23 protein-coding genes are annotated in these 26,238 nt (G+C 32.2%); 5 read left to right on the forward strand and 18 right to left on the reverse strand.

Going from position 1 to position 26,238, the window contains the following annotated elements; all coding sequences use genetic code 11:
* Positions 1-202 precede the first annotated feature (202 nt).
* On the forward strand, positions 203-835 hold the full coding sequence (locus tag AABL81_RS06365; RefSeq protein WP_341340616.1) for an NAD(P)H-dependent oxidoreductase: 633 nt from the start codon (positions 203-205) through the stop codon (positions 833-835).
* 95 nt (positions 836-930) lie between these two features.
* Here the strand turns inward: AABL81_RS06365 and AABL81_RS06370 are convergent, their stop codons facing one another.
* From AABL81_RS06370 to AABL81_RS06380, 3 genes are all read right to left on the reverse strand, one after another.
* Positions 931-1,530 carry a DUF417 family protein gene (locus AABL81_RS06370; protein WP_158211106.1) on the reverse strand — a complete coding sequence of 200 codons (600 nt, stop codon included), beginning with the start codon at positions 1,528-1,530 and terminating at the stop codon, positions 931-933.
* 72 nt (positions 1,531-1,602) lie between these two features.
* Positions 1,603-2,424 (reverse strand): helix-turn-helix domain-containing protein, encoded by an 822-nt coding sequence (locus AABL81_RS06375; protein ID WP_158211107.1) that lies wholly within the window; start codon positions 2,422-2,424, stop codon positions 1,603-1,605.
* Between the two features lie 104 nt (positions 2,425-2,528).
* A complete protein-coding gene (locus tag AABL81_RS06380; RefSeq protein ID WP_158211108.1) occupies positions 2,529-3,068 on the reverse strand; it encodes a hypothetical protein in 540 nt (179 codons plus the stop codon).
* A gap of 439 nt (positions 3,069-3,507) precedes the next feature.
* Between AABL81_RS06380 and AABL81_RS06385 the strand changes: the two genes are divergently transcribed.
* Together AABL81_RS06385 and AABL81_RS06390 are read left to right on the forward strand one after the other, a co-directional pair.
* Entirely contained in the window at positions 3,508-3,933 is a 426-nt protein-coding gene (locus AABL81_RS06385; RefSeq protein WP_158211379.1) for an acyl-CoA thioesterase, read from the forward strand.
* Positions 3,934-4,298: 365 nt separating this feature from the next.
* Positions 4,299-4,925 carry a hypothetical protein gene (locus tag AABL81_RS06390; RefSeq protein ID WP_158211109.1) on the forward strand — a complete coding sequence of 209 codons (627 nt, stop codon included), beginning with the start codon at positions 4,299-4,301 and terminating at the stop codon, positions 4,923-4,925.
* A gap of 55 nt (positions 4,926-4,980) precedes the next feature.
* Here the strand turns inward: AABL81_RS06390 and AABL81_RS06395 are convergent, their stop codons facing one another.
* On the reverse strand, positions 4,981-5,853 hold the full coding sequence (locus AABL81_RS06395; RefSeq protein WP_158211110.1) for a LysR substrate-binding domain-containing protein: 873 nt from the start codon (positions 5,851-5,853) through the stop codon (positions 4,981-4,983).
* A gap of 91 nt (positions 5,854-5,944) precedes the next feature.
* On the opposite strand from AABL81_RS06395, the gene AABL81_RS06400 reads away from it, so the two are divergent.
* Complete coding sequence (locus tag AABL81_RS06400) at positions 5,945-7,156, forward strand: MFS transporter (RefSeq protein WP_341340617.1); 1,212 nt, start codon at positions 5,945-5,947, stop codon at positions 7,154-7,156.
* Between the two features lie 303 nt (positions 7,157-7,459).
* Here the strand turns inward: AABL81_RS06400 and AABL81_RS06405 are convergent, their stop codons facing one another.
* From AABL81_RS06405 to bioB, 5 genes are all read right to left on the reverse strand, one after another.
* Positions 7,460-7,726 carry a TM2 domain-containing protein gene (locus AABL81_RS06405; protein ID WP_158211112.1) on the reverse strand — a complete coding sequence of 89 codons (267 nt, stop codon included), beginning with the start codon at positions 7,724-7,726 and terminating at the stop codon, positions 7,460-7,462.
* Between the two features lie 212 nt (positions 7,727-7,938).
* On the reverse strand, positions 7,939-8,169 hold the full coding sequence (locus AABL81_RS06410; RefSeq protein WP_262885460.1) for a TM2 domain-containing protein: 231 nt from the start codon (positions 8,167-8,169) through the stop codon (positions 7,939-7,941).
* A gap of 842 nt (positions 8,170-9,011) precedes the next feature.
* Complete coding sequence (locus AABL81_RS06415) at positions 9,012-9,452, reverse strand: lipocalin family protein (protein WP_158211114.1); 441 nt, start codon at positions 9,450-9,452, stop codon at positions 9,012-9,014.
* A 2,886-nt stretch (positions 9,453-12,338) separates the two neighbouring features.
* Positions 12,339-13,610, reverse strand: coding sequence for an adenosylmethionine--8-amino-7-oxononanoate transaminase (bioA, locus tag AABL81_RS06420; protein WP_158211115.1), 1,272 nt, complete (start codon positions 13,608-13,610; stop codon positions 12,339-12,341).
* A complete protein-coding gene (bioB, locus tag AABL81_RS06425; RefSeq protein WP_158211116.1) occupies positions 13,603-14,601 on the reverse strand; it encodes a biotin synthase BioB in 999 nt (332 codons plus the stop codon). Before bioB ends, bioA begins: the two co-directional genes overlap by 8 nt.
* A gap of 401 nt (positions 14,602-15,002) precedes the next feature.
* Between bioB and AABL81_RS06430 the strand changes: the two genes are divergently transcribed.
* Complete coding sequence (locus tag AABL81_RS06430; RefSeq protein ID WP_341340618.1) at positions 15,003-17,087, forward strand: sulfatase-like hydrolase/transferase; 2,085 nt, start codon at positions 15,003-15,005, stop codon at positions 17,085-17,087.
* Positions 17,088-17,275: 188 nt separating this feature from the next.
* On the opposite strand, the gene AABL81_RS06435 is transcribed toward AABL81_RS06430, so the two are convergent.
* From AABL81_RS06435 to AABL81_RS06475, 9 genes are all read right to left on the reverse strand, one after another.
* The gene (locus AABL81_RS06435; RefSeq protein ID WP_341340619.1) at positions 17,276-18,121 is read right to left on the reverse strand and encodes an HPP family protein; all 846 of its coding nucleotides are present in this window, start codon (positions 18,119-18,121) and stop codon (positions 17,276-17,278) included.
* A gap of 304 nt (positions 18,122-18,425) precedes the next feature.
* Entirely contained in the window at positions 18,426-19,001 is a 576-nt protein-coding gene (locus tag AABL81_RS06440) for a DUF4112 domain-containing protein (protein ID WP_158211119.1), read from the reverse strand.
* 1 nt (position 19,002) lies between these two features.
* Positions 19,003-21,171: a hypothetical protein gene (locus AABL81_RS06445; RefSeq protein ID WP_158211120.1), complete on the reverse strand. Its 2,169-nt coding sequence runs from the start codon at positions 21,169-21,171 to the stop codon at positions 19,003-19,005.
* 86 nt (positions 21,172-21,257) lie between these two features.
* Positions 21,258-21,854 (reverse strand): uracil-DNA glycosylase family protein, encoded by a 597-nt coding sequence (locus AABL81_RS06450; RefSeq protein ID WP_341340620.1) that lies wholly within the window; start codon positions 21,852-21,854, stop codon positions 21,258-21,260.
* Between the two features lie 22 nt (positions 21,855-21,876).
* Positions 21,877-22,098 (reverse strand): DUF6140 family protein, encoded by a 222-nt coding sequence (locus AABL81_RS06455; RefSeq protein WP_090408076.1) that lies wholly within the window; start codon positions 22,096-22,098, stop codon positions 21,877-21,879.
* A gap of 50 nt (positions 22,099-22,148) precedes the next feature.
* On the reverse strand, positions 22,149-23,054 hold the full coding sequence (locus AABL81_RS06460) for a helix-turn-helix transcriptional regulator (RefSeq protein ID WP_158211122.1): 906 nt from the start codon (positions 23,052-23,054) through the stop codon (positions 22,149-22,151).
* Between the two features lie 469 nt (positions 23,055-23,523).
* Positions 23,524-23,748 carry a hypothetical protein gene (locus AABL81_RS06465; RefSeq protein WP_158211123.1) on the reverse strand — a complete coding sequence of 75 codons (225 nt, stop codon included), beginning with the start codon at positions 23,746-23,748 and terminating at the stop codon, positions 23,524-23,526.
* Positions 23,749-24,101: 353 nt separating this feature from the next.
* A complete protein-coding gene (locus AABL81_RS06470) occupies positions 24,102-24,515 on the reverse strand; it encodes a hypothetical protein (protein WP_158211124.1) in 414 nt (137 codons plus the stop codon).
* A 298-nt stretch (positions 24,516-24,813) separates the two neighbouring features.
* Complete coding sequence (locus AABL81_RS06475; RefSeq protein ID WP_341340621.1) at positions 24,814-26,022, reverse strand: aspartyl protease family protein; 1,209 nt, start codon at positions 26,020-26,022, stop codon at positions 24,814-24,816.
* Positions 26,023-26,238: the final 216 nt, after the last annotated feature.

The following is a 26,238-nucleotide window of genomic DNA, read 5'->3' on the forward strand; positions in this document are numbered from 1 at the left end:
ACTAATAAAAATTACCTATATTTTTTTATTAGTAACCTTTTTAAACTATCGTATAATAAAATATTCCTTTATCCTTTAAAAGTAACTAACATTACACCTACATTTCTTAAAGTAAACTAAAATATACCTTTCATTACTTACATATTTTGTAAATTGCTAACAAATAAAAATCACTCATTTTGAGTAATCAAACTTTATTATAATGACATTGATAGATAATTTAAAATGGAGATATGCAGCTAAAGCATACGATCCTACAAAAAAAGTATCAGAAGAAAACTTACAAAAAATATTAGATGCAATTACATTAGCACCATCTTCTTCTGGTTTACAGCCATTTAGAATACTTGTAATAGAAAATCAAGATATTAAAAATGAATTAGTTCCATATACTTTAAATCCAGAATGTGTACGTGATTGTTCTCACGTTATCGTATTTGCAGCTTGGGACAAATACTCTGATGAAAAAATTGATAATGTATATAACTTAATGACCGATATAAAAGGCCTACCAAGAGGGCGTTTCGATAGTTATACAGATCAACTAAAACAATCTTTCAAGGACATCTCAGAGGAAGCTAACTTTGATCATACAGCAAGACAAACTTATATCGCATTAGGAATTGCATTAGCACAAGCTGCTGAACTTAGAATTGATAGTACACCCGCAGAAGGTTTCAATAATGAAATGATTGACAAAGTATTAGGTCTTAGAGAAAAAGGACTAAAAAGCACGTTGATGATGTATATAGGATATAGAGATGAAGCAAATGATTGGAATGTTTCATTAAAAAAATCACGTATTCCTCAAGAAGAATTAATTACTCGTTTATAAAATAAAAAGTCGGTTAAATAGTTATTTAACCGACTTTTTATTATGCTATAATAACTTAATTTACAACTAAATCATATTGAATAGCTAACTATATATTATTGTTTAATTTGTCTGGCACTTTCTCCCATAAGTAATAATCCTCCAGCAAGCATAATTATATCTTTTAACACCAAGCGCCCTGCTCCTGACAAATAAGGAAAACCATACTGAGGTGTTGGAAAATCACCTCCTAAATTAGGAACATAAACTTCAGGTGTAGTTATTAAAAAAGATAATGTTACCATAGACATTCCTATTGTTAAAAAACCTCCTAATAATCCTATTTTAGGATACCAAACCCCCAATAAAACAAGAATACCAATACTAACTATTACAGTTCCTAATACATAAGAAAATAGATAAGTACCATTTTCTTTATGCCATTCTACATTAGCTTGCACAGTCTTACCTTCTGGATTTTTATGTAAAGTGTAAGAAGCAACTTTCTTTCCCTGCTGATCTTGTTCAACCTTATCGCTATTATGATAAAAGAAACTCATAAATGGACTATTCGTAACGAATGGAACAATACCATCAGCTTCATACTGAAAAGCTTTTAAACCTCCTATCCAAACCATTACTACAAAAATTGCAATACGCATAACATTAAAAAACTGACTTTGCAGTTTAACAAGTTGATCTACTATATTTTTCATCTTTCTTATTTTTAAGCAAAAATATAGTATGATCTATCTCCATAAAATGGATAAAAAGGGAATAAAAATGGACTATTGTGCTACCCTTGAAATACCTACTCTCTCCCGATAGTGCTTAGGCGATGAGCCTACAGCTTTTTTAAAATAACGGCTAAAATAATATTCATCTTCAAAATTGAGAATTGACGCTATTTCTTTTATTGGCTTAGTTGTTAAATGCAATAGTTTCTTCGCTTCTAATATAACACGTTCTTGAATCATAATAGAAGGACTCTTTCCGTATTGTTTCTTTACTTTCTTGCTTAGTGAATTAACAGATATACTTAATCTATCCGCATAAAAAGAAACTTCGCGTTGTTCAATAAAAAACTGTTCTAACTCATTTTGAAATGTAAAGTCTTCTAACAAAAGAAGCTCCTTGTTTTCTTTAGACTCAATTTCATTTAACTTTTCTTTACTACATAATGCTAACACTAATTGTAGATAACTTTTTAAAATAGGTTCATCGTATTTTGATGGCGCAACTAAAAGATTCTGCATCTTATTAGTAATCATTTTTAATTCTTCAAATAAGCTAACATCTACTCTTATAAAAGGTTCTAAATAAATATTATTGAACAATAAACCATTACACGCTACTTCCTTTTTATGATATTCTATACAGTAAAAATCTCCGTGAAATAGAATCAGTTGATATAGATGTCCTTTTACAATTTCAAAAACTTGAAAAGGTGTTAAAAAAATTACAGTATGATCTTTTGAACAGTAAGGTATCCCATCTACGCTAAAACCGACATCTCCTTTAACAAACAACAAAGCGTATAACGGTGAGTTTTCTATTTTGAAATCCTCATCTTTACTCCCCTTTAAAACCTCAATACCATTCTCTTGCATATAGTTATTTTTTAAACGAACCAAGATCCAACAACCTTCTTAAACTAAGAAAAAAAAGAAAAGTTATACATCACTCAAATAAAACTGTAATTTTTATCAAACAACTAATTACAATTATTAAAAGTACAATATACAGGCAATAAGTCAATAAAATATTCATTGTCCACTAACCCTCCAGAGATATCAAATTCTGCACAGAACATTGCCATTGATTCAATCATTACCTCTTTTAAATAAATTGGCAACTCAACACTTACACGCTTCTCAATTAATACTTCATATAATTCTTGTACATTCCTCTCATCATTCGTATCGATCAAACATACTGCAGCTTTATCATAACTCATCGAATTTACATAAGCTATCGTTAAAGACAATACGTCATTTTCAGTAAATTTAAATGTGCTTAGATAAGATGTTATCAATACTCTAACTTCAGCAGTAAGATTTCCTTGTGCATTATTTACTTGAACAAACTCTGATGTTGGCTTACTTTGTTCCTCACCTACTTCTTCAATCGAAAACACTTTGTAATATTGTTTTAAGATATCATAAGCTGTTTGAAGTGATGCTTTTATAAAATCACTTGTAAAATTTTTACTTAAGTATTCTTTTGTTTTAGAAGTTAACCTATCTGATGCCATAATTCTTTTTGATTTTCAAGCACAAACATACTTAATACAAACGGAAGGAAGAGTCTTTTTAAACTATATTTCTTATTCCTTACTTGACACAATTCTACTCGGCTCCATAATATTATCTTTCTTACTATTTCACAACGACAAAGACTACATTTAATACAAGTAAAAACTCTTAAAATAATCATAGTATAAACAAATTTATTAAAAAGATTACTTAAGATAACCACCTCTATATGCCTCCCATAGTTATAACAAAAATTTAAATCAATACAGCAGAATACTCCGTATATTTGCAATTCACTCTACAAAGAGTATTTTTCTTACGCAATTGCGCCTTTTTTTATCATCTGTTTCCGGGGCTACACTAATCAGTGTATGAAACAAAGCTAATCTTTGGTTGCTGCGTATAGATTTTTAATCTGTAAAAATGAATCATTATATTATGGAAGGTCAATTAACAAGCAGAGAACTGCGTATTCAAAAGAAAATAAAAGATTCTGAAACTCACGTTTTTAAAGCTGTATTCCCAGGTCAAACAAATCACCACAACACAATGTTTGGTGGAGCAGTTATGTATATCATGGATGAAATCGCTTTTATGACAGCAACACGCTTTTGTCGTAAGCCTATTGTTACAGTTTCAAGTGACAAGGTAGATTTCAATCATCCTATCCCTGCCGGTACGTTAGTTGAACTAATAGGCACAGTAACTCGTGTAGGTAGAACGAGTTTAGATGTTCGCGTAGATGTATTCGTAGAAAGTATGTATAGAGAAGGACGTGAAAAAGCAATCACTGGATCGTTTACACTTGTTGCTATTAACGAAAGTAAAAGACCTGTTCCTGTATTAGATGAAATAGAAGAATAGTTATTATTCACAATAATACAATCAATATTAATCACTGATTTGTCAGAATACAAATATATAATTGATATTGGAACACAATAATAAAAACAAAAGGACTGCCATTGATGCCAGTCCTTTTGTTTTTATTATACTTATCAAAATGAGATTCTTTAAACAAGGTTAGAGAAATGCAATCTCCTTTTATATTTTCAACCTTCTTGAAACAATTGTTTTTCGCTACATTTTTTAAATACTTATCTGTTTTATTACAAAATATTCTACAGTTTAAATTACGACATATTTTGACATTATCAAATGTTTTTTATCATATAAATACACTATATTTCATTGTACGTTTATAGTAACTAACAGCAAATAAACAAACTATGTTACATAATTTTAAAATATTCATTATAGCTATTGGAGCTATCATTTTTACAAATTGTAGCACTGAAAACAATAACGATTCCATTGTTCCACCAATAGAAACTATTCCACCAAAACCAGTTGTACCAACTACCCCAGAAGTTCCTAATGAACATAAGGCAACCTATTTATATGAATATATGCATATTGAAGAAAATTATTTTTTTAGAGGTAATTTTTTTAGAAATGACAACGAAAAAATGGACGACATTTTTAAGCAAAAAATTTGGGAACTTACTCCAGATAAAGTTGATATTGAAAATGATCAAGCAACTGTTACCTGGAAGAATAAAACTTCTAAAACATACAAAATAATTTGGAAAAATAATGTAGGGTCTCTTAAAAACTCTATCGACGATATGTCTGATTATATTGTAATGAGTGAAGACAAAAAACAATTTGCCATCTATCTCAACTTATACAACTTTTGGAAATTAGGTAGTACTGAAGAAAATCAAGATAAATCTATTTATTTTAATTACGGCTTGATTTCTTTTAGCGATTTTTACAATAAGTTACCTGAGAACTATACAAAAACAGGTCGCTTTATTAGAGCTGCTCTCGTATTTAAATCTACACAGAATTAGTTTTTATTTGATAACTTAATTTCTAAAATTACTATTTACAGTAATCTAAATATTTTTACACCTCTTTCATCAACATATCAACGAAAACTCTTACAGCTCTCTTTTGATAGCTTCCATTCATCTGAATAATTACTGCTTCGCGCTGCATATTTGTATCTGTGATTGGAATAGCCGTTAAATTCTCTTCTCCACGCACTGTGGCAAGGGTTAATATTGTCTGAAAAGCTCCTACTTTCACCAAGTCAATTACTGTACTTGTATGATTCACTTCTACTGCAATATGAGGGGAAATCTTATATTTCTCAAACTGACGATCTATAAAGTTTCTTGTACTAAATCCCTTGACAGGCATTGCAAGGTTCAACTTCTCTATATCTTTTAATTTGATGCCTGACAACTTTGCCAAAGGTGAATCACTCGCTACAATAAGTGCCATTTCTGATGCAATTAATGGTTCATAATGTAAATTTTCCGTACGCTCTCCATCAAAGAAAGTGAGTGCAAAATCAATTTGCTGGTCTGACAAATACTCTATTAACTCATTGGTAGTTCCAAATGTAACCTCAATCTTCACTCCTGGATAAGCTTGAGCAAACATTTTCAAAGGATTCAATACCAATGATTTTAGTCCCCACGTTAATCCAAAACTCAACACACCTGTTTTCAATTCCGTTAAATCCTCTAACAATGTCATCCCATCTTGCGCAGCTTTAATACTACGTTCTGCGTAAGTAGCAAACATCGCACCTGCCTCAGTCAGTACAATGCGCTTACCAATGCGATTAAACAATGGTTGGCCTAACTCATCCTCTAACTGTTTAATCTGTTGTGAAAGTGTACTCTGAGTGATGTATAATCGTTTTGATGCTTCTGTAAAATTCAGCAATTCCTTAGCTTTCAGAAAATATCTCAGTTGTCGTAACTCCATATGTTAATCGGTTTTATCGATAGATGTAATAGAAAAATTCCGTTTTACTAATATAGAACTTACGCTTAACTTTACAAAAAAAGAAAACTACATGGCGACGACAGCGTATAGCAATGAATTGTCAATGGATAGAGCAGTAAAGGGATCTGTCCGTTATAAAAGGATTAAATGGTGTATTTTTATGGTTGGGGTGTCGGTTTTCGCACAATTGTACAACTATCAGCCACTGTTATCAGATATTACTCATTTTTTCAAAGTTACTCCTGCACAAAGTAGTTACCTTGTTTCTGCATCAACAATGGGAATGGCTTTTGGTTTACTTTTATTTGCATTTATTGCCGATAGCTACCCACGAAAAGAAGTAATGTTATTTTCTTTAGTCACCTCTACCCTTTTGACACTCGTTTCTGCCTGGATCAGCGATTTTTCTATTTTAGTGAATATCAATTTTATAAAAGGAATCTGTATTTCTGGTGTGTCCGCTGTTACATTGGCATACCTCGCTGAAGAGATTGATCCAAAATATATAGGTACAGCGATTAGTTTTTACTTAGCAGGTAATACCTTTGGTGGAATGTTTGGACGAATTGTAGCAGCGCTAATCAGTGGTTGGTTTGGATGGCAGGTAGCAGTGTTTAGCATCGGTATTATTGCAATTATCATCGCTTTTGTATTTTATATGTTCTTTCCTAATTCATCTTTCTTTACTCCTCAAAAGTTGAACTTACAACACAAATTGACTCAAATGAAGAGCATTTTCCAAAATGTAAAATTACTGGCTATGTATGTGGTTGCAATTTGTTTGATGGGTTCGTTTGTCAGTGTGTATAACTTTCTTGGTTTTAAACTTGAAGCTCCGCCTTACAACCTACCACACTATTTGATTGCCATGATCTTTTTGATGTATGCTTTTGGTATTTTCGGAAATATGATAGCAGGCACACTTTCTGATAAATATTCGCCTAAAAAAATATTATTATCCGCGTTAACAATGATGCTATTGGGAACAATTGCTATGTTTTTGGATAACCTTGTAGTCATCTTATTAGGATTAACATTTTTTACAATCTCCTTTTTCAGTGGACACACCATTGCGAGTCGCGTCGTAACTACTTTAGGACAAGAAGCGAAGAGTTCTGCAACTGCTTTCTACTGGTTCTTTTACTACATCGGATCGAGTGTAATCGGTAGTTCTACAGGAATTTTCGTAAATAAAGGAAATTGGAATGACTTCTTCTTAACCTTGATGGCTCTGTCAATTATTGCCTTAGCAACTACGTTGTACACTACGCGTAAAAAGTAATGCACCAAAAAGGGAATACGTGAAACGGGAACCGAAATATATGATGCGTCTTTGTGGTTATATACTGTATAATTGTCAATATGATTTGTGGCATATGCCGTGCGAGCGAATAATAATTAGCATCTACACCAATGATGGGTGATATTACTGTAAACATCACGTCGGTGGTTGGGTTGCTATTTTTCTCTCAATAAATCGATACTATGCGTCTAACATTTGCAGGCCATAACAAATATATCATTAGAAATAATGCAGTGCAGCTTTTCAAAAAAAAAGAGATGTTTTTCAACATCTCTTATATAATTAAAACCACCCTTTTTTATTAACCTGGTACGTTTGGTAAAACTCCTCATCGGTTTTTGTCAAATAAATAATTCCTTCTATTAATCCCAGAATTGACAATACTCCACAACTACATATACTAATTATCAATTGAATTATTCCTTCTTTAGTATATCCTAAATAGAATTTATGAACTCCCAGAGATCCTAATAATATTCCCAATATACCTGCAATAACCCTCTTGTTTTCTTGTTGTGGCACATTGCTACTTTGTCTTTTTTGTTCCATAATGTTTTATATTTTTTAACCAAAAATAACAAAACATCATTGATTAGCAATATTTTAAAAAACAATTTTAACTTATATCAAAAAGAAAAACTTATCAAATAGCCACTTTTTAGCAGTAATAAATCCTGTTCTACCCTTGTAAATAAAGGGCTGACATAAAATTTCATCATCTTTTAAAAAAGTGTGATTTTTATAAAAAAACACTTAATTAATTAGAACCATCCTTTTTTATTCACTTGATATATCTGATAAAATTCCTCATCTGATTTTGTCAAATAAACTATTCCTTCTATTATTCCCAAAATCCCCAAAGTACCACAAGAGAAAAGTGTAATTAATATCTGGATAATTCCTTCTGTGGTATAACCTAAATAAAACTTATGAACTCCCCATGGACCAAGGAAAATTCCCAACAATCCTGCTGCAATTTTCTTGTTGTCAATAGGTGCTCCATTGTTGTTATTTCTGTTGTAATTCCCATAGTTATTACTTCCTTGGTTTGCCGACGAATTACTGTAATGAGACTGTTGACCTTCTTGATTGTTCCCATTTGGTTGATTTACTAAATGCATAACGTTCTTTTTATACAAATATACAATCTTGCACATTTTGTGCAATTTTTTTTAAAAAACAACTCTAATCCACAGACAACTCTACTCTTTGTTCTTACCAATAAATACATTTTGACACTTTTGCTAATATTATCCTTCAATAGGCCTTAATCTCTACTAAAATCGTACATATTACAAAAAACACCCTTTTGTCCGTAAACAACCATTTTAAACTATTAGGCATAATTTTTAATTTCCACTAACAGAATCACTTCTCATATTGCTTTTTTTTGGCATTTTAACAGCGCTTAACGACAGTATCTTTTTACTCTAATCATTTTATGTACATACATTACTAAAAACGCTTAAAACAACTATATTACATTGTGCGTTTTATCAGGCACAGAATAACATCCTAAATAGCACATTTTGTCCGTTTTTTACCTGTTTAAAAGTGATACGTCGAACCGAAATACGTGATACGTGAAAATTGATGCGCAGAGCGAAAATATATAATGCGTGATATGCGTTGTGTCGTATGTCGTACAGGCGAATAATAATTCCCCCCTACATCGGTGGTTGGATGATAATCCGGTAAACATAAATGAAAATGAGAAAAACAGAAAACCGTAGTTTTTCAAAAAGAAAAGATTGAAAGCGCTGCTTTAAAAAAAAAGCCTTTCGTAACGAAAGGCTTTTCTTATTTTTTCAAGATTGATGCGTTACCGCTATGTTTACTTGTCTAAAGACACTAACTCAATTTCAATTAAATCTTTGTGATTTATAGGTTGAACGATTAACTCATTCTTTTTCAACTCTACGATTCTATATTCTTTCTCTCCTCCTTCATCTAAAATCGCTTTAATCACTTTACCGTTTAATTTCCAAGCTCCTTTTTGTTCTTTCAAACTGTATTGATCAATTGCGTGGAATCTATCTCCATCTATACTGATTTCAATTGATGATTTTTGATATGCTGATCTATTTGATGCATGACATTCTTGAGAAAATGCGAAGTGCGCTGCGATCCAGTTTCTTTCTAAGTTAACACTGTTAATTTCCATTTTTGGGTTGACATCAACTATGTTGTTATCATCTGCATTATTACATCCTACAAATAAGAAGTTAGCACTTACTAATAATACCCCTACTACCAAATTCATTAAGCTTTTCATAATCTTGCTTTTTAAAAAATTATACAATTGTTGCAAACACGTTCTTTTCAATTTCTGTTTGCTTTTCCCCCTTATCTTTACATAAATTTAAGACAATTATTTTTAATAAGCTAATTTTAAGTAAAATAATAAGGATTAAAAACTAATTGTATTAAATAATAAAGGATATTAACGTTATAATTAGAATTCTTTGTTGTTATTTCCCCTTCTAATTATACTTCAAATGTACTACTGATTACACCAGATTTATATGATAAAAATCATTGAATTTTCAAGTAAAATAATACAACTTAATTAGTATAGAAACCCAGCAAAATAAGTACCTTAAGGATAGTTAGTTACACTGTGAATTATGATGTAAAAACAGTTTAAAAAAAGTAAAAAAATGTCTGAAATGTCCATTTTAATGTACTCTAACATTTTATTTGAAAAAATATGAAAATATTTGATGTTAAAATTGCATCTTTTTCATCTTTCACCCTGTTCAAAAGCCTCAAATCACAGTAATTCAGTAGTTTTTCTACTGCTAAAAGTAGACTGGTTTTTTGTTTTATTAATTTCTCACTTAATTCTTATTTTTTCTGCACTAAAAGGCTGCGAAATAATCCCCTTTCCCCCCCTTCCTTTCTAAATTCATTCTTTTTTCTTCTCTAAATAATTTTTTATAGCACTTCTCAGTATAGAAACAATAGTTTGGCTTGGATTTTGCATATAGCCTTATAACGAAAATTATCTTATTCATTGGCTTTATAAGCGTAAAGCAGTGAATTTAAAAAAAAAGAGAACCGCTATGCTTCAAAAACTATTCAGCTTTTTTATTAACTTGACTATACTTCGTCAAAAATGCCTTGTTGTACCATGTGCACAGGATCTTTACATAGTAGCTGTTAGTAAAATTGTTCATCTGATCAAGTTTTTGCATTTGAAACGCTATCGAGTATTCAACATCTATTTGGCGAATATAACGCACCCTCTCGTTCGTAAACCTATTGTAACTTATATTTCTGACTTTTGTGTTACTCCGTATGAACGAAAGTTCTTTTGTAGATTGAGTGTGTTTCGCCTATAATATTCTTTATTGGTTAAACTAAACTCGCCAAACATCGTGTATCGGTTTTATATTCTTACACAAAACTATCTTACTTTACTCCTACTTGCTTGAAATGACTGTGAACTGCACAAAAGGGATAGCCTGGAGTTGGTAACGAATGTATAATCTTTTCAAAAAGACTTTAAGTTTCACTATACCGTATTTTGTTTTTAAGCTTTTCATAAACAATCCCCCTTTTCACCACGGTTAGCTTGAAAAATTGTAGTCTGAATATTTCCCTTGAAATGGATCTATGTCGTTTCAGTATGAGTTGATTAATACTGTAATGCTGGTACGCCTATCTGTTCTTATGGACACGATTTGATGAACTGATAAAGTAACCTTTAAGCAATTGCTATCTTGTAGCTTTTATTAATCTTGTTTTTTCCTTTCCCCCGAACGGAAAATGAAGTAATAAAAATAATACGTTGAATTACCCCAATAGGCACTCCCATACAATTCTTCGACACAACTAACCTCTTAACCCCCGGTCAACAGATTCCATTGCATCAATGGCTAACTGCTTATTGTTTGTATAATCGTTATGTGGTGAACATTAGTTTGTTTGCTTAGTCGATATCGGCAATTAAACAAAGCGGTCTTACTGGTGAATGTATCAATAAGAAACTCTTTTGTTATGGTTTCTTGTTACGTGAAAGCACACATTAACGACATAAGTTTGTTTGGAACTTTATTAGAGTATCACATAAAATTATGCATACTTGCTATACAGTACCTTTTATTTTACACTCTTGTAAATGGGGGTATAAAGAGTTATTTTTTTTATAAGTGATTTTCTTCTATGACTTTTTATCTTGTCAAAGAACAAAATTTCATATGAGCATAGACTATACAGTAAATATTTGATTTCGGATTGGATACTTTTTATTGGGAATCGACGTACTTTCCAAACGTACTTTTATTTGATATATTTCACTCCTTATATATATAGGTGTAAATATTGCTTTTACGTTATATATATACGTTTAAATACAATAAGCTACTCCTTATATATATATGTGTAAATACTACAAGCCACTCCTTATACATATATAACGTGTAAATACAATAAACTACTCCTTATATATACGTGTAAATACTACAAGCCACTCCTTATACATATATATATGTGCAAATACAATAAGCTACTCCTTATATATATATACGTGTAACTATAAATACCTTGCGTTAGAAATTAGATCTTTAGAACTATACTTACCTATCTTATGACACGTTATATCTCCTGTTATTTACCAATTATCTACCATTGTTTTAATAAGTAAATTTGTTTATAATTACTCTTATTTCCTCTAATTAAACAAAAGAACTTGTTTCATCCTCACCTTATTGTTTCATTATATTGGCTTAAGGCATATTATACTGACTAACAATAAATTAAATTAACAAAAAATACTATGAGTCATTTTATTGGATTTTAAAATACTTTTATTTTTATCACTAAAATTGTAATATTACACAGCGAAACACGTAATAATTGACGTGTTAGTTGGGGGGAGGTAAACAGATAAACTGACAGTCAAATCACAAGAATACACAAACTACAATACAAATGGAATATGCAATGTCGAGATGAAAAGTATCTCGTTTGTACTGATAAACTCGGAGTCGAATTATATCAATAAAAAAAGGATTCTATGCCTTTTAAACATCCCCATATTTAAAAGTATAGAATCCTTTTATAAAAACAACAGTGGCATTTGTTTCAATGCCCATACCCAAGAATCAGCTTGTGGTATGCCATTAATAAATTATCCATACAGAGTATAAAACCTCGACTACACCTCCTCTAATGCTTGGAAAATAGTAGTATATATATGGTTTAGTTCTTCATTTGTTACACAATAAGGAGGCAACAAATAAATGATATTTCCAAGAGGACGTAGCAATATTCCCTTGTTTAAGAAATACGCATACAACCTGTCGTGAATATCATCAAAGTAACTTGTGGTGTTGCCGGTTTTCCACTCTAAAGCGAGGATAGTACCGGTTTGTCTTACACATTTCACCTTCTCGTGCTGCTGCAACTTGTCGGCAAATGCTTTATGTTGTGCTACTATTCGGGCAATATCATCTTGCGTTTCTGGTCGTAATAACAAGTCTAAACTTGCCACTGCCGCTGTACAAGCAAGGGGACTCGCTGTAAACGAGTGTCCGTGGAATAGCGCTTTGTCTTTTTCTTCTGAGTAAAAAGCATCATATATTTCATTGGTACAAGTGGTTAGCCCCAACGGCATTGTTCCTCCTGTTAGTCCTTTTGAAAAACACATTACATCTGGCTTTTCTGTCAAATGGTCTGCTGCAAACAATTTCCCTGTACGACCGAAACCAACGAATATCTCGTCTTGAATCATCAATACATTCTTAGAACGGCAGTAGGTCATCAGTTCACTCAAGCACTCACTCTCATGCATCAACATTCCTGCCGCTCCTTGTACTAAAGGTTCGTACACAAAACAAGCAATGTCGTCTGCGTGTTGATCAATGATGCGTTTGTTGGCTTCGAAGTTTTCCTTAGTTGGCACATCGATGAAAATAACCTCAAACAACATAGCCCCAAAAGGGTCTGTCCATATTCCCCTTCCACTCACAGACATCGCTCCAAACGTGTCGCCGTGGTAAGCGTTTTTAAAAGCCAACACCTTATTACGCTTTTGTTTTTTGTTGAACCAGTATTGAATACACATCTTCAGTCCGACTTCAATTGCCGTCGATCCGTTGTCTGTATAAAATACCTTTTGCTGATTATTAGGCAATAACGCCAATAATCGCTCTGATAATTCAATGGCTGGTTTGTGGGTAAACCCCGCAAAGATAACCTGCTCTAAAGTGGACAACTGCTCACTTACTTTTTGGGCAATGTACGGATGTGAATGTCCGTGAAGCGTTACCCACCAAGAAGAAACAGCGTCTATATAACTCTTGCCATCGCTGTCTGTTAGGTAAACTCCCTTTGCACTGACAATCGGAATGATGTGTTCCGCTGTTTTCATTTGCGTATAAGGGTGCCAGTTGACAGCTTTGTCTCTTAATCGTAATTCATTATTCATGGCATGCTTTTTTGCTGCTTACCATTGGTGTTAATCCAAATTTCTCCAATAGTGTTTTATCTTTTGTCAAACTTGGGTTTGGCGTTACTAACAACGTCTCATTTTCTCCTGAAAACATTGAGTTTGCCCCTGCCATGAAACACATCGCTTGTTCGAACTCATCCATTTCAATACGGCCTGCACTTAGGCGTACCATTGTTTCTGGCATAATGATTCGCGCTGTAGCAATCATTCTAACCATATCCGTTGTATCTACCTTAGGCATGTCTTCCATTGGCGTACCTTTTACACGTACTAAAGCATTAATTGGCACTGATTCTGGGTGTTTCTCCATATTTGCCAACGTCATTAACATTGAAATACGGTCGCTATCATTCTCCCCTAATCCGATGATTCCACCAGAACAAACAGTGATTCCTGCTTTTCTCACGTTCTGAATAGTGTCGGTACGGTTGCTGAACTTACGCGTTGAAATGATGTTGTCATAGTTTTCACTTGACGTATCTATATTGTGGTTATAAGCGTGTAATCCCGCTTCTTGAAGGCGAATTGCCTGTTCTTCTGTTAACATTCCAAGAGTACAACAAACTTCTAAGCCCATTTCATTTACTCCTTTTACCATGTCGATTACTTTGTCGAAGTCCTTGTTATCTCTCACTTCACGCCACGCAGCAGCCATACAGAATCGAGATGATCCGTTGTCTTTTGCTTTTTGTGCGTGTGATAAAACCGTATCTACTGGCAACAAGCGTTGTACTTTAATATCTGTTTGATATCTCGCTGCTTGTCCGCAGTATGAACAGTCCTCAGGACAACCTCCCGTTTTGATTGACAATAAGGTACTTACTTGAACTTCGTTTTTTGGGTGGTACGCTCTGTGAACGGTTGCCGCTTGGTAAACTAATTCTAATAAAGGCGTGTCGTATATGGCCTGAATCTCCTCTTTTGTCCAATCGTGACGGATAGTCGCTATAGTGTGGTTGTCTTTCATTGTCGCTGTTATTTAAACATTTGCAACAAAAATATTAGTTCAACTCCTGACTTCGGTAGTCCGGTTTTGAAACAGCAACTAAGCCACTAATTAATGGACTTATCTACACCTTGTGATTTCAATTATGATATTTTATCATTATTCACACATTAAATGAAAAAATTATATTACAAATAGTAATTTATAGCACAGTTTTTGCTTAAATAAAAATAAGTTATAGTATAAATTAACAGAGTGTCCTATTTTAAAATAATTCTATAGTAGTATAATTAATTTTATACCAACAGATACTCCTATTTCTTAAAGTTATCTTATAATTGCACTCTTTTAAACAATAAATATAATTAATTGTAGTTTTATTATTTTAAAAAAAGAAATTTCACTTTACCATTTTTATAACTATGTTGAAAAACGCTTCGTTTTACAAACCTTTTAAATACTTGATTGGCTTATACTTGCTGATTAATTTTGTATTGAGAATTGTTTTAATTGTTCACCCAATTACTTCGTCATCTTTTAGCGTGGGCGAATTGATGTCTATTTTTGTGATTGGTGCAATTAGAGATATGACGATTTTTATAATCGCTTACCTGATTTTTTGGTTGTATTTTATCTTTTTGTCGAATGATAAATACAAAAAACCGTTTGGTTATATCCTCTTTGCTCTGCTTGTAGGGCTTTGGGCGTGGGTAACGTTTGGCAAGACAATTTTGAATGAATACGGTGGTGTGCTACCGGAGATTGGAATTATTTTCTTGTCGATAAAGACTGTGATGTTTGGTCTTTGCTTGTTTTTACCTCAACAGAGAACAGCAATTAGAAAAGTAAACTACGCTTTTGTTATTTTCTTGTTTGTACTGATTTTAGTGCAAAACTCCGTGAGCGAGTTCTTTTTCTGGAACGAATTTGGTGTGCGTTTTAACTTTATTGCAGTGGACTATTTAGTGTACACCAATGAGGTAATTGGGAATATTATGGAGTCGTATCCTGTGGTTCCTCTGTTTGCAGGAGTTGGATTGGTTACGATTTTGTGTACGTATTTCATTTATAGAAAAACAAATGACAGCGTGATCAATATTGCTACGTTGTCACAAAAAATAAAATATAGTGGTATTTATATTGCTGCAACGGCTTTGGCTTTATGGGCAACACCTTGGATAATGAAACAGCAACAAAAGGATAATATTTTTACTGCGGAATTGGCAAGTAATGGGGTGTATAAATTTTACAGTGCGTTTACGAATAGTGTGTTAGACTATTTTCAGTTTTACAACACGGTGCCTGAGGAAACTGTGGTGAAGAATATGAAGCAGTTTTACCCTTCTTATACTGGTGGGGAGTCTTTGTTGCGAGAGATTAAAGGCGACTCTACTATGCAAAATAAAAATGTGGTGCTGATTAGTATCGAGAGTTATAGTGCGGATTTCTTGTCGTTTTATGGTAATGACAAAAAGTTGACGCCTTTCTTGGATAGTTTAGCTACAAAGAGTTTGTTTTTCACTAATGTGTATGCAACGGGTAATAGAACGGTACGTGGTTTGGAGGCTATGACTATGTGTATTCCACCTTCACCTGGTGAGAGTGTGGTGAAACGCGTGGACAATAAGGACAAGTTTACAACGGGTTCTGTGTTTGCTAAAAACGGATATGAAACGAAGTACTTGTATGGTGGGGATGCGTATTTTGATAATATGCGCGACTACTATGGCGGTAATGGATATGCTATTGTGGATAAGTCGGCTTTTAAACCAGAGGAGATTACGTTTGAAAACATCTGGGGTGTTTGTGATGAGGATATGTTTAACAAGGCGATTACGGTGATGAATGAAGAACACGCTGCTGGGAAGCCTTTCTTTAATCAGATTATGACGGTGAGTAACCACCGACCTTTTACGTATCCGGAGGGAGTGTTAGATGTGTCGGACTTGTCGAGTGGTCGTGATAAAGGGGTTCGTTATACAGATTATGCGATTGGACAGTTCTTCAAAATGGCGGCTAAGCAACCGTGGTTTGAGAATACGGTGTTTGTTATTATGGCAGACCACTGTGCATCAAGTGCTGGTAAAACACAGTTACCACTTGATAAATACCGCATTCCGGCTATGATATACGCACCAAATGGGGTGCCTGCACAACAGTTTGATAAGGTGATGTCGCAGATTGACGTGATGCCTACGCTACTTGGTTTGCTTAACTTTAGTTATGAGTCTAAGTTTTTTGGTACGAATGTATTGGCAGAAGATTATATTCCGCGTGCTTTTATTGCTACTTACCAAGATTTGGGGTATATTAGAGATAATACGCTTACGATATTGAGTGCTAACAGAAATGTGAACCAGTTTGTGTTTACCCCTGGGGCAATTAACAATCCGATTATTCCGCTGGTTAAGAGTCCGAAGTTGAATCAAAAGTATGTAGATGAGGCAGTTTCGTTTTATCAGTTTACTGCGAAACAACTTGAGAAGAGTGCTTATAATAAGTTTTAAGTTAATATTTGTTTATATAACCGGTTTGCAGTTTACCTACTGTGAGCCGGTTTTTTTATATTATTTAAAAATGATTACCTATTCTAAAAACTCTATAACCTTACTAAAAATGAAACAAGCATAACTTCATATAATAAATAAATTCCCAACACAACTAAAAATACCAACTAACTGATTACTAATCATACTTATACAACTTGTAACATTTTTCTATAAATCAATACCATCCCAAAAGAGAAAACAGAAACTAACAAAGCAGCAAATGGTAATTGCAATACTCTCTCTGTAGGAAAAACATAAATCAACAATGGAAATGCATAAACAGCAGGAATTTTCATTTTAAAAATTCGTAATAAGATATTCATCAACACCAAAAAAAACAATATCAACACTACCCAATTTGTAATATATAAAGTCAATAGAACAGCAATACTTATAGATAGTGTTAAAATTATAGTCTGCTTAATTGCAATTTTGAATGAGTACTTTTTCATATTTAAAGACTCAAACATTACCACTGTTATTGGTGGAATTAACGCCATTTGCTCTATTCCTAATACGAAACTCAATAATAGCCATATACTTGTTATTGAAAAATAAGCTAACAATTTACGCGTATCAAAAGCCCCTTCTCGCTCTACCCCTTCATTTAACTTAAATAGATAAACACCAAGCATTAGCACAAAGGTTAAAAAGAATATCGCATAGAGAAATGACATTTCGTGAGCATTAGTGACTATTGCAAGAAAACCCGTTGCTAAAGCTGGCGGGAAACTATAACGTACTAATCTCATAAAAATAACCATCAACAATAATATAATTGCCAATTTTGCTATATAAGGCACAGTTAGCATATTTACAGCAAAACCTAAGACGGCTGTTATAGATGGCATAATGAATATTTTCTCAGGGTGACGCATCCACGCTTTTTCACGATATACCCATAAAGCAATAGTCATTGCTGCAATTTCAGGTAATATTATTTCTTTATCTTCTAAAAGAAATGCTGTTATTATCATTGCGATAATAAACATAAAAGCTATTGTATAGTGTACTATTGGAAGTTTTGAATGAAACGATGATAAAGGCATTGATTTATTTTGATGTAAAATTACCAAAAACGCTATTCAGTTATGTTAATTCTAAGTTAGAAATACTTCTCTAATACTCATTCCCTTCACACATCAACTTTTAAAATATGAAACTTCATCATTTCTAATACATACAACTCATAACTTTTATTTTAATATATACAGACAAAACTTTTACACAAAAAAAGGACTATCGAAAATGACAGTCCTTTCTTAACGTTAAAAGTTATTAATTATACTTAACATCTTATCCAAATAATCCGCTAAACCAACTTACAATAGAAGCTACCATTTTAAACATTAAATAAATTAATCCTATCAAAATGACAATACCTATAGCACTTTTAATTGCCTTTTGATTTACTTCTTTAATAATTTCTTTGTCATCTTCCACAAAGCCAACAATTAATTTTAAATTCTGCAAATGGCATCTATGTAATACATCGATAAAATCACCTATAAAGAATGGAATCATCCCTAAAAGCATATCTCTTAATGAATTATAAATTACTGCCAATGTAAGAGATATAGATTTTACTTTAAACAAACTTACATAGACAAAAGGTACTGATATAATTGGAGTTGCTATATCTCCTATCCCTGGAATAAAACCTAATAATGGATCTAAAAAATACTTGTCCATTATAGTTGCTATTCTTTTCAACTGTCTATAGGATTGAGATTGTTCAATCGCTATTTTTTTATTAATCTTAGCTTCCTTCCTCTTGATTTCCTGTTCTATTGCTGTCTGATCTTGTCTAACTTGTTGCACATTAGCAATTCCCAACGACTCTTGTGCTTGAACTCTTCTACTACTTTGCATCTTAAATCTCTATAATTTTGTCTCCTCTTAATAACTGAATTACATCATTTTTGCTCAACTTATCGCCACTAATTTCAGCTAACATCAACATTCCTTCTTTTAGTGTTTCAGGACTTCCTGCTGTATTTATTCTCGATATAATCGCACGTAACAGTTCTGCTTTATTGTCAATTGAAGCTATATTTTTTCTAAACTCCTCTTCCATTTGCTCCATTTGTTGATCATAATATCTACTTGCTTCAACAGACAACTTTACTTCATTCTGTAATTGCAGCCAACTTTCAAAATACCCGATACCTGCTTGTAATGCTTTATTTTGAGAATTAATCATTAACTTTAAATCTTGTTCTCCATACACAGAATTTTTATCGAGTTTTTCTTTATCTATTTTTTTCTGGTCTTCTTCTTTCATAAACGTAGCCCCAAAAAACTCTTCTGTAACTTCTTTTGAGACAAAATCATTGACAACTAAGTTTTGACGCATTGCCTGAATAAAATTATTTACATTTTGTTCTATCTCAGCAGGCAACTTTATTTCCTCATGTTTGTTAATACTAATCGTATTTACCAATCTCTGATCTAATTTACTATTAACAATGTCTTTGGCAATTCGCAATAAACTAATGTAAGGTCCTAATTGACTTCCTACCTTTATTTTTACATCATCTGATACTTCCAGTTTATCCGCAATTACTCGATTTACACGATCTAACTTACCTTTCAATTGATTATAATTCGCTGTATCTACTTTAAAATTTTCTTGTTGTCCAGACAACTCCTCCATATCTAATTTTAAACTAACCTTAGCTTCTTCATAAGCACTTATTACAGGCGCTCCTTTTATACTCCAATCGTACAATTCTCTGTTATATGTCTTGTTTTTAGCTCCAAATGACAAAGCATTTACAAGCATCATTGGCTTTTGAGGCTTAACTTGAAGTACCATCTCATACTCATCTTTTCCATCAACTAAAAGCTGCTTAAGCTCCTGAATATTAGACTTGTAATATTCGATACTTCTATTTTCATCTAATATTCTATTACCTAACAAGTTATACTCTTTTAAAACTTGATCACGTTCAGCTTTTAAAGCTTGTAACTCTGGTGTATTATAGATAGATGTAATCAAACCTTTTAATTCTTGAGATAACACTTCTCTACTTGAACCATAAAAAACTTGTGCTTTAGGAATATACAACTCATTTAAAGTCTTATAAATTTCCATTAAGCGTCCCATATCAGCTTTTACAGTTGTAACATCTTCTTTAATTTTGCCCTTTAATTTCAACAATTCTTGTTTCATCATTGTTGTTTTCTGCTCTGCTTCAACATAATGTGTAAGCATACCAACTACGGCTAATCCTAAAGCTACTTTTCCATTTTTACTAACTTTTGAATACTTTGCTGCTGTGTTTAATGAATTTTTAAACCCTTCCCCTATTTCTCCTACTAAAACCCCACATGAAGTAGCAAGTTTATCATATTCTAAAGAAACCGATTCAAGCATTCCTTTTGTATCTAACCACTTAATGTGATTAAAGTCAAACAACTCTGGAGCAATCAACTTAATTGAGTCACCAAATACATCTATTAATGCTTGTGAATACTCGCGATAAATAGCCAAGACATTTTCTCTCAGAACTAAAAAGTCTTCTATTAATTCAATTATTGAGTCTTTAGATTCTTCATAATTGTTAATCATTATGTTGTAATTGTTAAACAATGCAGAGGCTTCTTGTTGCACTTTCATCGTTCCACTTGTACCTACAATCCTTGCTATCATTGCAGTACCCTTTTCTGCTACAAAAGCATTAATATCAACTCCGAATTGTTGTTCTAACAAGTAAACACTGCGTTGAATATTGTCTATACTATCTTGCATTACTGCAAAAACCGCTTGCGAATCACCTTCTTGTAATTGGATATATAACTTATGTTCATCAATAATTGTGTTATTTTGTTCATTATTGACAAAGGCCTTCTTAACACGAATATCTTTGTTAAAGTGCAAATAAGTATCCCACACTAAGGTGTTTACATCAAAAGAATCATTCTTAACGCCTAAACTCTTCAATTCATAAGATAGGTCAGAGCGCGTAAATGTTGTTGATTTACTACTTAAGCTCTTAGCTATTTCGTATATTTTATCGTAAATCTGATTATTATTCATTAGTAAGGTGGTTTAATATGTTTTTAAGTAAAGAATGGGGACTTATAAGGCTTATTTATATTTAAAATGATACAGTTACATTTCAATTACTCTTTAATCAACTTATCTATAGCCTGATGCCAATAAGTCCATTCAAATGCAGCTGAAGGATGATAAATTGGTAATAACTTAACTACTTTCCCATTTGAAAGTTTGTATCCCCATGTTTCAATTTTATCCCCATTGTCCAAAACAACATCTGCTTGTTGCTCACCAGTGTTTGGCAATTGTCCGTACAACCTTTTGCCCCATACAATAGCGCAGTCCGGTTGTAGCTCTTCTAATGTTTCAAAGAATAAAGGCTCTGAAGTTCTAAACTCCTCTGCTGTTGGTGCTTTACGTGCTTCATCTATCGGATGTTGTACATAATTGTAAAATGCCACTGAATTCCACAATTCTTGTTTTTCTTCAAAAGGAACAACTCTTCCTTTTAAAGCTCTTTCAAATTTTGTATACGTGTTTTTATATGGTTCATGTTCACTATCATCATCATAAAGATCTCTAATAATATCTGATGTCATAGTAAGCACTGCATCTTTTGGATCATCACAATAGTGACTTTCTCCTAATACTAAGACACGTTTTCCATTAATGCCTTTAGTATAGTGTTTACCTACCCAAGGTTTGAAAACTAATTTTGCCATTTTTGTTTAATTTTATAAGTCGTTAATCTAATTTTTCTACATCAAAATCCGCCATTGTACAATAAGCTTGTTTATAATCAAAATCATATAAACGTACATAGGCTTGTTGCAATTCTTTTGCTCCATTATAGAACGGAGAAGAAGTGTGCTGAACAGTTGTAACTACAACTGACATTTCTGGTGTTAAAAGAGTTCCATTTGTTCTCTTTACTCGCTTAGGAGTTACTTTAAATACTTTTGACATTGGTGTTGCTTTTAATTGATAAAACAAAAATACCCTGACACTCAGCCAAACTACGACGTAGTTAAAGACAATTCATACAATTCGCACATTTCTTTGATAGTATCTATTACCCAATCTCTTAAAACAGGAGGTGAAATAATTTCAATATTACTGCCATGTCTCATTATTTCCATAACAAAGTCAGTTGTGGGATGTACAAATAATTCAACCGTAAATGTATAATCACTTGTAGAGGTAATTTTCTGTGAATGATGAAAGGGCAAAGATTCCACATACTTACGTTGACTCTGATCTATTTCTAATACTACTTTTTGAGGGGCATCATAACACTCAATACCAAAGGCACTTTCATAATGCTTTTTTATATTTATCACGGGACTTACTGCTGTCTGAGTAGTTATAACTAAATTACTAACCCTATCTAATCCGTAATTGCGTAGTTCCTTCTTATCCAGATCATACGCTATCATATAATAGCGATTTTGCGACTCTTTAATTGCTTTTGGAACACATCTACGTTCTGAAGGATCTTTCCAATAACTATCTAAAGTAAAAGTAACAACTAACTTATTCTGAATAGCGTGAAGTATTCCACTAAAATGTTCAGTTCCTCTTGTCTTTCGCTTTTCAAAATAAATATGTTCACCTAAGGTTTCACCAACTTTTAAGGCTGTAATTGTATCGTATGATTCTATTACACGTTCAATATACTCCTCTTTATGCTCCTCACTGATTTTGTACACTTTCTCCTTTCTATCATAGAGAATTTCTATTCCCATAAGCGATAAAATGTCTTTTACATCACGTTGAAAGGTACGTGAACTTATTTCTAAATTCTTATCAAAAAAGGTGCTTTTATTTATCAAGTATTCTTGAATCTCTTTTAATGTGCACTCTTTTTTTCTTAATAGCTCCACAATAAGCATTTGTCGTTTAGCGTATTCCCCTTTTGCCATATTTAATAATTTTTGTCAAAATTAACTTGTCATTCAGCCAAATGATGACGTATTAAAGTTAAAACAACAGTATTGTTAATTGAAGAAATATTGGGTAAAACGCCTGTTTTTCTGAGGGGAAATATCGAAACTATCATTACTATAGAAAAGTGAAATACTATCTATCACATTTATGAATAAAAGAATTAAGCAAGTTGATAATTAAATTACTTGTATGCCAGATATAAAAGCTATGAGATAGGCACAAAATAAATGTACAAAGATGTATCTCGCTTTGATATTCACTTATAATCAATAAAATATATTAAGAAAAATGTGCAAAATGCACGTATAGAAAGGTATAAGCAATTAAATAAATTGCAATCTGTTTACAATTAGCTTTTCTCGATTTTATATTCAAACTAAAAAAACAGGACATAAAAAAACCCCGTTTTAAAAACGAGGTTTATTTTATATAACAGAGCGCTAATTACTTAACTTCTTCTGCTTTTACTTCTTCTGTAGCTGGAGTTTCTTCAGCAGCAACTTCTTCAGTTACTTCTTCAGTAGCAACTTCTTCAGTTACTGGAGCTTCTTCAGCAACAGTTTCTGTAGTTACTTCTTCTTGAGTTGGTTCTGTTGCAGTTTCTTTACAAGATACGAAAGATACTCCCATCATTGCTACTAAAGCAATACTTAATACGATTTTTTTCATTTTACTAAACTATAAAAGTTGATTATTAATTCGGGGCAAATATATAACTTTTTTAATATCGAAATATTTTTTATCTACTTTTTTTTAGGTTTTTTAAAAAATTTTCAAACAATTAAAAATCAATAAATTACAACTAAAAAACACACCAAACATTGCTATTCAGACTCCTTTTTAGGAACTTATTTTACTCTCTTTCATTTTTTTTCTTCTTATAAAGTAGATGTTTTACTTAAAATTGATAAATACAGCTCAAATCAAGGGGAGATCGCTTCTGAATAGGATTATACTTTATAATCCATTCATAAATTATTTTATATAAAAACGATTCAGATTATACGCTATTTTATTCCTATTTATAATAGGTATTGTACAACAAGTACAAGAGTGACATTTAACGCAATAAATCCCAAGCCTCCAAAAGTCAAACACTTAATTACTGACTTAGATTCATCACACCCTCCTACAGTTATACTATCAAAGTCAACCTCCATTTTCTTTCTAAAAAATCGTGTGCCTAAAAAGAACAATAACATACCTAAGATATATTGAAATAGTTTAAACATTAATCCTTTATTTTGAAGGAATTCCTGATAACTATCATAACCAAAAACCAAGAATAAGCAAGTAGGAATAGTCACTGCTAAAAAACAGATAATACGCGTTAGTTCATATGCTTTTCCTCTTGACCTCTCTAAATTGTTTTCATATTTATTGTAGTAATAATAAGTAAGTAAACTTTTGTAGATGTTTTTAATAATTTGTTTCATGTTTTATCTCAAACTTGTTTTGTATCCCCACCTAAAAAAGTTAAAATAATTCGTATTATTACACTTTTTCGACAGTTTGTGATAGATGTTTATATTTATTTTTGCTTTTATAGTTTTTTACTAATAAAAAACTATAATGAAGAAAACTTCATACTCTAAGATATGACATTTTCCCTTATTTTACAAAGGATACAAGCAATATTTAGTAATTAGTAGTTCAGCTATTTTTCGCAAAGGCATTCCTTTTACAAAACAATTCACAGTATATTTTCTATTACTAACAATGACTTAACCTTTATCACAGAGTTAACATTTCTCTCATTTCAAGTTTTTTAGTTATAATAACCTCCCCCCTTTTAATTGTAATATCTTGTGTATCTCCTCTTTCAGAATATAAAACTTTACACTGCTCTTCACTGTTTAAATTAGTATAACCTACCCCATTTATCGCTACAATTTGATCTCCAATCTGTAATCCTTTAGCTGCAGCTTCACTATCCGCGTAAATAGAGTTGATATAGACATTTTCTCCCCTTAAAGCATAACGATATCCAAAACCTTTATAAGTTTCTTTATTTTCCCCCTCCATTGGTTCAAACCATATAGTCTTTTCTTTCCAACTCAAGGTTACCTTATAGTTTTTCAAAAAAGAAGCACCTATACTTCTTGAATAATTAGTGTTGAAGAAAACGTAATCTTTAGGCACTGTAAAATTACCTATACTAAAATCATCTATCACTGCAGTGTAATATTTAGGAACAATTACATCTCCATATAAACCAGTTAGCGTACTACCCGTTCCTTCTATATATTTCACATCCTCTTTACTTTTGAGTAGTTTAATAAACAAACTACTATTCATACTTATCCCCCCATCAAATCCGTAATCTAAGACTGTATTATACACTTTCTCTTTCCCGATATACGTTGTTATACTCGGCACACCACCAACGCCTATATACAGCTTAGTTTTAGGCGTATTAGGGAGAATTGTCAGAGAATTAAGAGCATTTGAAAACGTGATGGTTTTTGCTTTCATATCTATTTGCCAGACTACTTTTCTCAAAACATTGGCACCTAAAATACCATCAAACTCTTTACACTTAAACGCAGCCACAGCTTTATGGTCCAGTTCTATCGCTGCTACATTATAAAAATTGATCCCTTCTAAAGAAAGCGTATCTATTTTGACATACATCATCTTATTGCTCTTATCATCTATATCATACACCTTACGTTCTTTTATTGGTTTAAGGCGTAAGCTCTCTTTCATATCAGAAGAAATTGTGGTTACTGCTCCTGTGTCAAATAACATTTTATACTCCTTCCCTTGTATAATAGGCTTTACGAATATAGAAGCACCTTTTACTTCAATGGGGAAGGTTATTTTAAAGTCCTTTTGGTCAACAGTCGTATTGTTTATTAGTTTATTGATATTCTGAGCGTGCATAGTTAACGAAAGTCCACTAAGGAATATTCCAAACACCCATATTTTGATTTTATTCATACAAACTTTTTTACAAATATTTAGAGAAACAGGTAGTTTACACAAACAACCTGAGCAATTGTACATATGTACAAACAACGTATAGAAACATCTCTTATTGTGAGAATTAGCAATTATAAATAATAATAAGAAGTACTATAAAAAAAGCATTTCTACAACGAAATGCTTTTATATTTAACGATGACAAATTACAAAATTCAATTTTACTTTTGAATT

Source organism: Myroides sp. C1519, from assembly GCF_038039755.1.
GTDB lineage: Bacteria > Bacteroidota > Bacteroidia > Flavobacteriales > Flavobacteriaceae > Flavobacterium > Flavobacterium phaeum_A.

What these genes read in the sequence shown, in the direction of transcription:
- AABL81_RS06365 (WP_341340616.1), top strand. Translation starts at nt 203, where the DNA reads ATGACATTGATAGATAATTTAAAATGGAGATATGCAGCTAAAGCATAC.
- AABL81_RS06370 (WP_158211106.1), bottom strand. Translation starts at nt 1,530, where the DNA reads ATGAAAAATATAGTAGATCAACTTGTTAAACTGCAAAGTCAGTTTTTT.
- AABL81_RS06375 (WP_158211107.1), bottom strand. Translation starts at nt 2,424, where the DNA reads ATGCAAGAGAATGGTATTGAGGTTTTAAAGGGGAGTAAAGATGAGGAT.
- AABL81_RS06380 (WP_158211108.1), bottom strand. Translation starts at nt 3,068, where the DNA reads ATGGCATCAGATAGGTTAACTTCTAAAACAAAAGAATACTTAAGTAAA.
- AABL81_RS06385 (WP_158211379.1), top strand. Translation starts at nt 3,508, where the DNA reads ATGGAAGGTCAATTAACAAGCAGAGAACTGCGTATTCAAAAGAAAATA.
- AABL81_RS06390 (WP_158211109.1), top strand. Translation starts at nt 4,299, where the DNA reads ATGTTACATAATTTTAAAATATTCATTATAGCTATTGGAGCTATCATT.
- AABL81_RS06395 (WP_158211110.1), bottom strand. Translation starts at nt 5,853, where the DNA reads ATGGAGTTACGACAACTGAGATATTTTCTGAAAGCTAAGGAATTGCTG.
- AABL81_RS06400 (WP_341340617.1), top strand. Translation starts at nt 5,945, where the DNA reads ATGGCGACGACAGCGTATAGCAATGAATTGTCAATGGATAGAGCAGTA.
- AABL81_RS06405 (WP_158211112.1), bottom strand. Translation starts at nt 7,726, where the DNA reads ATGGAACAAAAAAGACAAAGTAGCAATGTGCCACAACAAGAAAACAAG.
- AABL81_RS06415 (WP_158211114.1), bottom strand. Translation starts at nt 9,452, where the DNA reads ATGAAAAGCTTAATGAATTTGGTAGTAGGGGTATTATTAGTAAGTGCT.
- bioA (WP_158211115.1), bottom strand. Translation starts at nt 13,610, where the DNA reads ATGAATAATGAATTACGATTAAGAGACAAAGCTGTCAACTGGCACCCT.
- bioB (WP_158211116.1), bottom strand. Translation starts at nt 14,601, where the DNA reads ATGAAAGACAACCACACTATAGCGACTATCCGTCACGATTGGACAAAA.
- AABL81_RS06430 (WP_341340618.1), top strand. Translation starts at nt 15,003, where the DNA reads ATGTTGAAAAACGCTTCGTTTTACAAACCTTTTAAATACTTGATTGGC.
- AABL81_RS06435 (WP_341340619.1), bottom strand. Translation starts at nt 18,121, where the DNA reads ATGTTTATTATCGCAATGATAATAACAGCATTTCTTTTAGAAGATAAA.
- AABL81_RS06440 (WP_158211119.1), bottom strand. Translation starts at nt 19,001, where the DNA reads ATGCAAAGTAGTAGAAGAGTTCAAGCACAAGAGTCGTTGGGAATTGCT.
- AABL81_RS06445 (WP_158211120.1), bottom strand. Translation starts at nt 21,171, where the DNA reads ATGAATAATAATCAGATTTACGATAAAATATACGAAATAGCTAAGAGC.
- AABL81_RS06450 (WP_341340620.1), bottom strand. Translation starts at nt 21,854, where the DNA reads ATGGCAAAATTAGTTTTCAAACCTTGGGTAGGTAAACACTATACTAAA.
- AABL81_RS06455 (WP_090408076.1), bottom strand. Translation starts at nt 22,098, where the DNA reads ATGTCAAAAGTATTTAAAGTAACTCCTAAGCGAGTAAAGAGAACAAAT.
- AABL81_RS06460 (WP_158211122.1), bottom strand. Translation starts at nt 23,054, where the DNA reads ATGGCAAAAGGGGAATACGCTAAACGACAAATGCTTATTGTGGAGCTA.
- AABL81_RS06465 (WP_158211123.1), bottom strand. Translation starts at nt 23,748, where the DNA reads ATGAAAAAAATCGTATTAAGTATTGCTTTAGTAGCAATGATGGGAGTA.
- AABL81_RS06470 (WP_158211124.1), bottom strand. Translation starts at nt 24,515, where the DNA reads ATGAAACAAATTATTAAAAACATCTACAAAAGTTTACTTACTTATTAT.
- AABL81_RS06475 (WP_341340621.1), bottom strand. Translation starts at nt 26,022, where the DNA reads ATGAATAAAATCAAAATATGGGTGTTTGGAATATTCCTTAGTGGACTT.